Below are 10644 nucleotides of genomic sequence, written 5' to 3' on the forward strand. Positions count from 1 at the left end.
TATTTCAAAGCGTCTTCCCTTGTTTTTCCGAGAGAAAATCAAACCTCGTGTTGGTTCAAATTTATCAATGCTTGGAGAACAAGGGTGTTCCTTATGTGGGGAGAAGGTTCATAAGCGCCGTCCTGCCTTGCAAGCGTTGAAAGGGGAGCACGCTCTGAGCGGGAAAAAAAACGCGCAGAGGGGTTGCCTCTGCGCGACCATTAACACAACCAAAATTATTTGCGGTTACGGCGACCGAAGAAGAATGCGCCCGCTACGCCGCCCAGGCTGAGCAAGGCGAGGGTGGTGGGTTCGGGTGTGGAGGTCGGCGCATCAAAAACAATTCCACGGAAGGCTTCGTTAGCACCAGCGGTGGCAATCGTGGTAGCGGTTGCAGAAGCTCCGGTATCAGTAACTTCAATGGCCGTCGTTCCGGTCGAGCCGTAAAGATCCACATTGCCGCTGCCATCAACGAAGCCCGACAAACCGCGAACAACGGTGTCCGCCGTGCCGTTATTAAGCAGGGTGTATTGCAAACTCCAGGCACCGGACGAAAACACCCATTTTTGAATGCCACCACCAGCGGCCGCGGAGCCGTCATCCGCGACGTAAAGGGTCGTCGGAGTGGCAAAGAAATAGTCGTAGGAAGAGTGGGAGCCGGTCGTCGGAAATCCAGTCAGCAAAGTGGAGGTTTGACTACCGGTGGTAGGAGTGCCCGTACCGATGGTTCCCACGCCTAAAAAGGTGCCGCTGGCAGAAGTCACGTAAAGCTGGCCATTAACCACTTTGGTAACGCGAGTGTTGGAAGGGGAGGTTGAAAGTTGGGTTGCGCTGCTGGCGGAGCCGAAGGTAGCATCATAGCCGACACCAGCGCTGGAGCTTGCGGCGTAGAAGGAAGTGCCGTTAGCGGTATAAACGCTGCGAATGTTGCCGGAAGTTCCGCCATTGATGGCGGTGGAAGTGTCCAGCGCGCCGGTGTTGAGATTGAGGAGGCCCACCACGCGGTTGACGGTAGCGGCAGAAGAAGTGCCAGTAGTTCCGCCGGGAGCGAGATTGTAGCCGCCGATGGTGACGTAGTTGCCATCGCCGGAGAGTTCGAGGAAGCCTTCGGCGGTGGAGGAGCCGGAAAGCGTCAAAGCGTCCTGGCTGCCAGAAGCGGCGGTCGGAAGCGCGAACTGTTGAACCAAAGTGCCGGTCAAAGAATATTCATCAAGAAACGTGGCCGTGGCCGTTCCAGCCAAGGCGGCTGAACCATTCCCGACCTGAACGACCAAAATGTCTCCCGGGGTGACTGCGGCTGCGAAAAGCTTCGGAGAGATGAGAACGGCGAGCGAGGCGGAGGTTAGGCACTTATTCAGGGTTGGTTTCATATGGGTAAACAGTTCGGATTAAAAGCGTGCAGATAATAGAAATTTATGACCAACGAGGCAAGTTAAATTCTTGTGACGAACACTACGCCTACGTAATAAATCCAATATCATCACTATGGAGCAAAGCTGGTGCCAAAACGAAACCATAAAATCCTCAATAAAAGCAGGCCTGAGTGAAAAAAGTGAATGTTTAAAAACAGACAAAAGGGACAAAAGAAAACAGAAGAAAAAAGAAGGGGGAGGAGAAAATATTTTCGAATTGCGCATTAGGGGTGAGCTTATATGCGCATCGCGGAGTTACCTGGCGGGGGGTGAGAAAGAATTAGTGAGTTATTTAGTTGGGCAAAACCGGAGTTAGTCTCTACCCGGTAAGTGAAGAGAGAAAAAAACGGGAAAAACACCAGGAGAGATGTTTTTCCCGAAGTGGAAAGATACGCACGCGTATTATTTGCGTTTGAATGCGCGTGATTGCGCGCGGGTTTGGCTAATTTTCGGGCGGGCGGAGGATGGCGCCGGGGGTGATGCCGGTATCGTCGAGGATGGAGGCCTTGGAAAATTTTTCGCGGACGCTGTTGATGGCGACGCGGCCGGCTTTGATGTCGTCGCGCCCGAGGACTTCGCCGGTGGTGGGGTCTTTGATTTCTTTGCCGAGCACGAAGACATCGAAGATTTGGCCTATGTGCAGGCCGCTTTGGGAACCGCGATTGAGGGTGACGATCTTGTCATCCTTGTCGAGCACCTTGATGGGAAAGACGTCGTCACCGACGCGCAGGGCGGTCCAATCGGCGACCTGGGTGGCGGCGGCATCAAAGAGGTCGGAAGTGGACTCCATATTATTACCGGCAGCGAGGGCGACGTAGGCGCGGTTGGTCGCGAAGGTATGCGTGATGGAATCGAGCAGCGCGCCGGAGTTGGCATCGAAGAGGCGACAGCGGATGACGAGGCGGACCTTTTGTTCTTTTTGAATGTGTTTGTCATAGACGCTGGCGCGATTGTTGATGGCGCCTGAAACGGAGCCGTTATAGGCGATGTTTCCATTGGCGCGTTGAATCTGGCCCTGCCGTTGGGCGTTGTAAGTGGTCGAGGAGGTGGCAATCGTCCCGGCGGCTTCATCGAGCGTTTGGTCGGAGGCATCTTCAAGCGTGGTGACGAGAAGATAATCAATGCCGGCCTTCTTGAAGGCGGCCTGGGTGGCGGAATCTTTCACATTATATTCCGCGCCTTGCAGGGGGACGGCTTGTTTCACGTCGGCATCTTCAACCACGGTGAAAACATGGCCGCCTTGAAAACGATCCACGAATTGGGTATCGAGCGAATGCAAAATAATGTCGAGCGGAGGCAGCGGCGGCGGTTCGGATGCGGGGGCGGAAGCCATTTGCCCGGGCGGCGGCGCGGCTGGTCCTGGTTGGCGGGAAAATTCGTAGGGCAAGTGGCGTCTAGGATTTGAGCTTATTAACGACGTGGCATCAATATTGCCGGTGGCTGGGTTGAGATTGCCTTCCAGAGTGGCGAGGCCTCTTTGGGTAGGGTAGGAGACGCGTAGATGGGACCCGTCGCACTGCACGTTGTCAGTGCGAGTTTGTTGATGAGTGGCAAGATTGGTCATGTCGGCATGGTAGGAACCGTTGGGATTTTTGACGATCACGATGGAAGAAACAGTGCGCCGCTGGTTATTGGCAAGTTTAGGGCCGAAGTACCATAGACCGGTTAAATTGCCGGGACCAGTAGCGGCCGAGACAGCCGGAGCGGGCGTGACCGGCGGGGCGGGGAGCAAGCCGAATTTCTTGGCCAAAACATGGGAAGGTTCCACGCTGACAATCGCGAGTTTGGGCTGGGCGAAAGCGGCAGTTCCAGCGAACAGGAGCAATAAAGAATAGAGTGCTAGTTTTTTCATAGTGTCGAATAGGGTCTCAACGGTCCCCTTGTTACAAAACGGGATGCGGCAGAGTGTTCTAAGCAGCCCTAATGGAGTCAAGGGAATAGTCTTAAAAGTGGTACGCACGACCGCGGAAGTTCTGACAAGAAATTTTTTATTACTGCCTATGGGTTGCGGTCGCGTCAACTCAACGGCAAAGGATCGTTTAAGAATTGCGAAAACGAACGAGAGATTTAAACTCCGCGGACAAAATCCTGCGGGGTTCAATCAGGTCGTGATCCAAAGACAACGAACGGTAAGAAAAGAGTTAGGCAAAGCGGAGGCATCCATGAACACCATCACCAAGTGCGAAGAGAAATCCAAACGGCGAGGATTAATGAACAAATTTTTCCTGGTCCTGGCGTTGCTCGCAGGGTTTTGTTCTTCGGTCAATGCCGCCGAAAATATCGCCGAGGAAATTTTGAACCAGGACAAGGAAACCCGGACGGTGACGCCGCAAATGGTTTCTCTCTTGCGCGAAGTCATCGAGGACGCGTCGAAAAAAATCGAGCAGCTTCAACGGCCGCCGAAAAATACCTTGGATATTCACTACGTCACGAATGTGTTCAAGTGCATTGATGATACGCTCATCGCGCATGGCTTTGTTTATCCCGACGACGGCCTGGTGAGTCTGCTCGCCGATGGCCTGACGCCGTTTCAAATGGCGACGAACCGGCTGCGTTCTTTTGAAGCGAGCGCGCACAACCATCGCCGCCGAGACATGATTGCGGCCCGGTTTCCCGGGCCTTTTTACGCGGTGGATTGCGATACCGCATCGTTCATTTATTTGGGTGTGGGTGAGCAGTTGAAATTGCCGATTCACCTGATTGAAATTCCGGGACGACTCGGTTACCCCGGCCATAATTTTGTTCGCTGGCGCGAGGGCGCCGACTATGTGAATTGGGAAACGATGGATGGCAAAGTCGAATCCGACAAAGCGTATCGCGCGGAATTTGAAATCCCGGCGGCGGAAATCGAAGCCGGATCGGCGATGACAGACATGACGCGCGAGCAGGTCCTTGGATACGAACAGGTGTTGCTGGCCATCGAATACGAAGCCCGTGGGCAGTTTGAAACGGCGCTCAAAAAAATGGACCAGGCGCTGGCGCTGTACCCGGCGAATTTGCTCGCGAGAAATAATTTTGCGTGGGACACCGCCGTCGGCCAGGGCGTGACGGTGCGCGATTATTCCAAAGCGATCATGCACGCCGACTTTGTGCTCAATGTCGTGGACGATCCTGATGTCAGGGATACCCTGGCGGCGGCGTATGCTTCAGCTGGATTTTTTAATCTCGCCGTGGCGGAAGAGCAGCGGGCCATCAAAGGCCATTCATCAAAAGAATATCAGAAGCGGCTGGCGCTTTATAAAAAAGGCCAGGTTTACCGGCAGAACAAGGCTTCGGACGGGCCGGTGGGAGAGTTTAAGCCTTAAAAGGAGCAGATTTATATTGATTCATAGAATCCAATCCCAGCACCTATACTAAAGTACTGCAGCAACTAAAAGGTTGGGCCGCGTTATCGTTATCGGAACCGATCAAAATGTAGAATAACCAGCTTTTAGATTAGAGATTGACTTAAAACCATCTAATTTGCTAATCTGCGTTTGATTGAGGTTTTAACCTCGGTTCCTCCCGACCCGGCGGTGGCCGTGCATTGTCACTGCTGGGTTGTTTTTTTCTTCTCGCGATGTTCCTGCCACAACGTCAGCACCGCCGGCAAAAAGGTCAGCGCCGCGATCATACATAGCGCCACACCCGCCGCCATGACTTCACCAAGACTGCGGATGCCCTGATGTTTCGCCAGCATGAGACTTCCGAAACCGGAGAGTGTGGTGAGCCCGGAGACGAACACCGCCTTGCCCGTGCTTTTGGAGAAGATGCTCGCGTTTCGTTCCTCGACGTAGCGATTCAAGATGTGAATGCCATTGGTCACGCCGATGCCGATAACCAGCGGCAGTGTCATGATATTCGCCGGGTTGAACGGGATGTGGAACGCACCCATCAATCCGCCCATCCAGCACGAACCGATCGCCACCGGCAACAATGCGAGCACTACAAAAACCACGCTGCGAAAATGAATGAACACCATGATCGCGATCACCGCGAGCGCGTAATACGATGCCTGGATGTAACTGTTCTTGAGCAGCGTCGTGTATTCGAGAAGTTGCACCGGCGTGCCCGTGACCTGCGGGCCCACCGTGCGCAATTCCTTCACGAACTCTTCCTGGTTCTCGTGGTTCCACACATCTTTTTTCGGATACACCTGGATCAGCAATTTGCCGTGCGCACCGATGAAGCGATGCAGCAGCGGCCCCGGCAAATCCTCCTCACGCAACCGCGAGCTATCGTCCTGTTCCTGGATCGAGCGAAAAGTTCCGTCCACGTCGTTGAACAAGGCTTGTTGGAACGCCGCGAGTTTTTCCGACGCCACTTGCGGATTCATGCCGAGCATTTGTTTGCGCAAATGATTGATGGCGTCCTTGAGCGCGGCGAGTTGCTGGATCAACTGCTCGTCGGTCAGCGCGTTTGTATCGGCCTTGACATCGCCGGGAGATTTGAGCGTCACCGGCGCGGGCGGCGAAGTGGGCTGGGCCATGTCCTTGGCGATTTCGTTCGTGGCCGCGCCCATGTAACCGGCGGTGTAATAAAGCGTGGAACTCAACGCACTAAGTTTGACGGGCGCGGTATCGGGCGGTTGAAAATGAATCGGCGCGATGTCCTGCTTGATCTGGCCAATGAGTTTTAATTTTTCCGAAACGTCGCCGGTCAAAAATTGCGCCATCGAAATATTCGTGGAGACGGACGGAAGCTGGCGAAGTTTCGTTTCGAGTTCGAGCGCCTGTTGCGGGGAGTCGGCAACCACCGCCGCGAACAAAACCGATTGCGACGTTTCATCAATCAATTTTTTCTCGAACACCACCGCCGGCAAACCTTTCGACTGCATGTTGAGCAAATCGTAATCGAAATAGACGCGATGAAATTGCGTCGCCGCCAGCAGCGTGAGAAAGCCAGTCGCGATGATGATAATTTTTGGCCGGCTCAACCACATCTGCTCGACGCGCGAACGGATCGGCGCGAACTCTTCGGGCTTGTGAACCGCCGGGTCGTGGTCCATCCGATTTTGGCGTCCGCCAAAAAGCATCACCGGCAGGAGCGTCATCATTGGCACGAGACACACGATCATGCCGCCGCCGCAGATGATTCCCATTTCCTGGATGCCTTTGAAATTGGTGAGCGCCATCGCGAGAAACGCCGCAGCCGTGGTCATCGCGCCCGTGAAAATGCCTTGGCCAGTATAAACCATCGCCTTGTGCATCGCTTCTTCTTCATTGCGGCCGTGGCGCAATTCCTCCTCGTAACGCGTGATGAGATGCACGCCAAAATCAATCGCCAGCCCGATCAGGATCGGCGCGAAGGTGATCGTCAAAATATTTAAATGCCCGACGACGAGCGTGGTGAACGCCAGCGTATAGGCCAGGCCGACGATGAGGCAGACCGTCGCCTTAAGCGGACGCCCCGTCTCCTGATAACCGTAAATAAAAATCATCGCGCACACCACGAGCGATACGATGCTCGCGACGAGCGAATCATGTTGCGATTGCGCCATCTCGTCGTGTTCAAGAATGGATTCACCGGTGATGCCGACGTTCAGGCCCGGCACTTCGCGTGAGGTGTCGGCGACGAGTTGGCGCAGGCGATCAATCGCCGAGATGCCCGCGGGTTGCGAGACGAGATCGCGGACGCGTTGCATGGAGGGAAGGTCGGGGTCGTCCACGCGTTCGCGCGCGGTCACGAGATAAATATAATTGCTGCCGGACTTGGTCGGCAGCGCGATATAAATATCCTTCTCCGCTTCTTCGCCCGCGCCGAACAGCGCATAAATTCCCGGCGAAGGCGGCGTGCCGGGACGTTGCAACGCGCTTGTCGCCTGGTTCGCGATGCGCGAGAGCATCGGGATCGCTTTCATGAGCGCGTTGTTGTCGGCGTTGGTTTCGTTTTTCGCGTGGCGGATCTGATTATTGATCAGCGAGAAAAGCGAATCGAGATTGGTCGCGCGCGTGAATTGCTGAACGAACGGGAGAAAATTTGTGAGCGTGTTCCGCATGTCGCGCAAGTCGTCCTGCGGCACGAACAGCAGCGCCTTGCGGCCCATCATTTTTAAATCACCTTTGTAAAAGACATCGGTGAAAACATTCGTCTCCAGTTCGAGCTTGTGGCCGAGACGCTCGACGAACTGCCGGTTCTTCTCCATGTTCTCGCTCTCGACCACCACCACGAGATCGTCCTGCGTCGGAAATTCTTTTTTATACTTTAAATATTGCTGGTGATACGACTTGTCCGAGCCAACGAGGTCGTCGCGGTCGAGATCAAACTGGAGATTGAAATAAACGTAGAAAACGCAGACGACAAAGAGAATAAATTGCGGCCAGAGAAACAGCCAGCGATGGCGCATCACCACCGTGGCGAGCGTCCCGAGCGCGCGCCCGATCAGCGTCTCCGACAACAATTTCATGCGCGGCCCATTCACGCGGCCGCTTCGGAAAATTCCGCGTTGGAATAAACTTCCTTCACGTCTTCGTGATCTTCGAGCAGATCGGTGAGATGCGTGACGGCCTTGACCGCGGCAGGATCCGCCAGCGGAATCGTGAGCGTCGGCAGCGAAGTGATTTCGGCGGAGGCACACTTGATGCCTTTCGCCTCAAGCTGTTTGTGGACAGCTTCGAAATGCGCCGGGTCCGTCAAAATTTCATAACCCTCCGGCTCCGCTTTGAAATCCTCCGCACCCGCTTCGAGCGCAATTTCCATCACCGCATCTTCCACCGCTGCGTCGCGCTGCACGATGAGTTGCCCGCGGCGATGAAACAGCCGGCTTACCGCGCCCGCCGCGGCGATCGTGCCGCCGTTCTTCGTGAGCAAACTGCGAATCTCCGATGCCGTGCGATTACGATTGTCTGTGCTCAGTTCGACGAGCATCGCGACGCCATGCGGCCCGTAAACTTCGTACGTGAGGTCCTCGAAATTTCCCGTCTCGCCGCCACCGGTTCCCTTCTTGATGGCGCGCTCGATATTATCATTCGGCATGTTCGCCGCGCGACTGCGAAGCAGCGCCATGCGCAGGCGCGGATTCATATCGGGATCGCCGCCGCTAATTTTTGCGGCAATGGAAATTTCCTTCGCGAGCTTGGCAAAGATGCGTCCGCGCTTGGCGTCAATCGCGCCCTTGAACGTCTTCACCTTTGCCCATTTGCTATGACCAGCCATAAATAATTTTACAATTCCCCGCGCAAATTTTACGCGCTTGCTTCCACACTCACCGCCGTGCCGTAGCAGATCACTTCAGTGATGCCCTGTGCGATTTCCGTCGCGTCATAACGCACACCGATCACCGCATTCGCGCCGAGCTGCCCGGCATGCTCGAGCATCAGGTCAAAGGCATCCTCGCGCGCTCGTTCGCACAGCTCCGTATAGAGCGTGATGTTCCCGCCGAACAAACTTTGCAAACCCGCCCCAATATTTCCCACGATCGAACGCGACCGCACTATGATCCCGCGCACCACCCCGTATGAACGCGTCACGCGATACCCCGGCAGCTCAAACGCCGTCGTCGTCAAAGCATGTGTCTTATTCATGATGCCAGTATTTAACCACAACTCGCCGCGCGCCAAGAAGGATTTTTCTCACCCCCACCGCGCTGCCAAACCCCCGATCCCTCCAAAATCCCCCTCGCCACCATTTATCAAAAATAAATTCTTTCTCACCCACAAAAACCTCAATTTCAAACCACTCACCAAACCCCCATAAACACTACTCCAAACCCGCCTCCCACCCCACAAATCCCCTCCAAAACAAAATCATGTCAATCCTTCCATAGGTTACAAAATCCCGCCCCTCTTTTGGCAAACTCATCCCATGAATACAAAACATACCAAACTCAATCATCCATCCTCCAAACTCGCCCACGCCCTCGCCGCCGCGGCGCTCCTTGCCGGCGGCTGCACCCTGCGCCAGTCCTATCCCCAGACCCAGATCCGCGGCTACATCAACGGCCAGCCCTTCTCCATCAACGCCCCCAAAGATTCCACCCTCGCCGGCTTCGATGCCTCCGCCGAAACCAACGGCGCCGTTCACGTCCACATAGACAGTCTCCAATCCGCGCTCAACCCCACCAACCTCGCCAACGCCGCCAACGGCCAGGCCGCCATCATCACCGCCACCGCCCAAGCCATCAACACCGGCATCCAAACCGCCACCGCCACCGCCACCGCCGCCAAAGCCGCCCTCCACTAAAAATCCAAGCGAAGGCGCACATCCCACAACCCCAAAATAACCCCACAGAAAACCCCATCCCCCAGTGGCCGTCCGCAAGGACCTCCGCGCCTCCGCGTCTCCGCGGTAAAAATCCCATCCCCATACTCCCTATGCCCCTCCAATACCCCGCCGACTACGACACCGGCTACATCGGTTTCACCTGCGCCCCCGGCATCGCCTACGCCGGCATCGCCTACGCCGAACACTGGCACCGCCTGGGTCGCGTCCCCGTCACCCACACCTTCATCGTCACCGGCAACAACGAATGCGTTGAAGCCCACATAGACGAAGGCGTCGCCCGCGTCCCCCTCGACAAATATTTGCGCGACCCCGCCTGCCGCACCTATTTTCGACGCCCCCGCGCTTGGACCCCATCCCTCGGCGCCCGCATCGCCACCGCCGCCGCCAGCCGCATCGGCGCCCGCTACAACACCAGCCTCATCCTCGCCCAAGCCACCGCCGACACCTGGCTCGGCCACTGGTGCAACCGAATATTCCGCGACTGGCCCAACCGCGTATTCAGCCAACTCCTCAACCGACGCGACCACTGGATCTGCAGCCAACTCGTCGCCTACGCCTTAGCCCAGCAACCCGAATTCGCCAACAACGCCCTCCTGCGCCAACCCCTCGACACCATAGACCCCCAACAACTCTTCGACGACCAATCCCTCTACGAAGCCCCCCCACAAAAAACCCTCGCCGCATAAAACAAATCCGGGAGCGCGAGCGTACCCGCGAGCCGTAACCTTCACCCACGCATGGTATCGTCCCACCGCGAAACCACCCCACCCGCGAGCCGAAAATTTTTTACCTCCGACCCACTAAAACGGTAGAGCAGAACCGCCGCTCCGCCGTCCGAAAAAGAGGCTATAAAATTGCACTCACCATTAAAACAAAACCGCCGCTCCGCAGTCCCGCAGAGACAACTAAAATCCTGGCGCATGGTAGGGCTGCGCTGCCGCACTAGTGTCCAGCTATATCTATTGGAACTGGAATGACTTCTGGTTTTCCGGATAAGAGTTGTTTGAATGGTTTTGCGGGATTTGTTGTGCAAATAGTTCCGCAGCAGGTA

The 10644-nt window shown here is 55.7% G+C and carries 9 protein-coding genes; 4 read left to right on the forward strand and 5 right to left on the reverse strand.

Annotated features, from left to right (window positions below; all coding sequences use genetic code 11):
* Positions 1-215 precede the first annotated feature (215 nt).
* Positions 216-1349 (reverse strand): PEP-CTERM sorting domain-containing protein, encoded by a 1134-nt coding sequence (locus VH413_15175; GenBank protein HEX3800034.1) that lies wholly within the window; start codon positions 1347-1349, stop codon positions 216-218.
* Between the two features lie 115 nt (positions 1350-1464).
* Here VH413_15175 and VH413_15180 point away from each other — a divergent pair, with 115 nt between their 5' ends.
* Complete coding sequence (locus tag VH413_15180) at positions 1465-1707, forward strand: hypothetical protein (GenBank protein ID HEX3800035.1); 243 nt, start codon at positions 1465-1467, stop codon at positions 1705-1707.
* A 126-nt stretch (positions 1708-1833) separates the two neighbouring features.
* Here VH413_15180 and VH413_15185 read toward each other — a convergent pair whose 3' ends face one another.
* Complete coding sequence (locus tag VH413_15185) at positions 1834-3243, reverse strand: hypothetical protein (protein ID HEX3800036.1); 1410 nt, start codon at positions 3241-3243, stop codon at positions 1834-1836.
* A gap of 358 nt (positions 3244-3601) precedes the next feature.
* Between VH413_15185 and VH413_15190 the strand changes: the two genes are divergently transcribed.
* Positions 3602-4696 (forward strand): hypothetical protein, encoded by a 1095-nt coding sequence (locus VH413_15190; protein ID HEX3800037.1) that lies wholly within the window; start codon positions 3602-3604, stop codon positions 4694-4696.
* A 224-nt stretch (positions 4697-4920) separates the two neighbouring features.
* On the opposite strand, the gene VH413_15195 is transcribed toward VH413_15190, so the two are convergent.
* The 3 genes from VH413_15195 to VH413_15205 are packed head-to-tail and all read right to left on the reverse strand — an operon-like array spanning position 4921 to position 8893.
* A complete protein-coding gene (locus VH413_15195) occupies positions 4921-7776 on the reverse strand; it encodes an MMPL family transporter (GenBank protein HEX3800038.1) in 2856 nt (951 codons plus the stop codon).
* Between the two features lie 11 nt (positions 7777-7787).
* Positions 7788-8525, reverse strand: coding sequence for a YebC/PmpR family DNA-binding transcriptional regulator (locus VH413_15200; GenBank protein HEX3800039.1), 738 nt, complete (start codon positions 8523-8525; stop codon positions 7788-7790).
* A gap of 29 nt (positions 8526-8554) precedes the next feature.
* Complete coding sequence (locus tag VH413_15205; protein HEX3800040.1) at positions 8555-8893, reverse strand: YbjQ family protein; 339 nt, start codon at positions 8891-8893, stop codon at positions 8555-8557.
* A gap of 280 nt (positions 8894-9173) precedes the next feature.
* Here VH413_15205 and VH413_15210 point away from each other — a divergent pair, with 280 nt between their 5' ends.
* Together VH413_15210 and VH413_15215 are read left to right on the forward strand one after the other, a co-directional pair.
* Complete coding sequence (locus tag VH413_15210) at positions 9174-9551, forward strand: hypothetical protein (protein HEX3800041.1); 378 nt, start codon at positions 9174-9176, stop codon at positions 9549-9551.
* A 131-nt stretch (positions 9552-9682) separates the two neighbouring features.
* Entirely contained in the window at positions 9683-10279 is a 597-nt protein-coding gene (locus tag VH413_15215) for a hypothetical protein (protein ID HEX3800042.1), read from the forward strand.
* The last annotated feature ends 365 nt before the right edge of the window (positions 10280-10644 follow it).

Source organism: Verrucomicrobiia bacterium (assembly GCA_036268055.1).
Taxonomy (GTDB): domain Bacteria; phylum Verrucomicrobiota; class Verrucomicrobiia; order Limisphaerales; family Pedosphaeraceae; genus DATAUW01.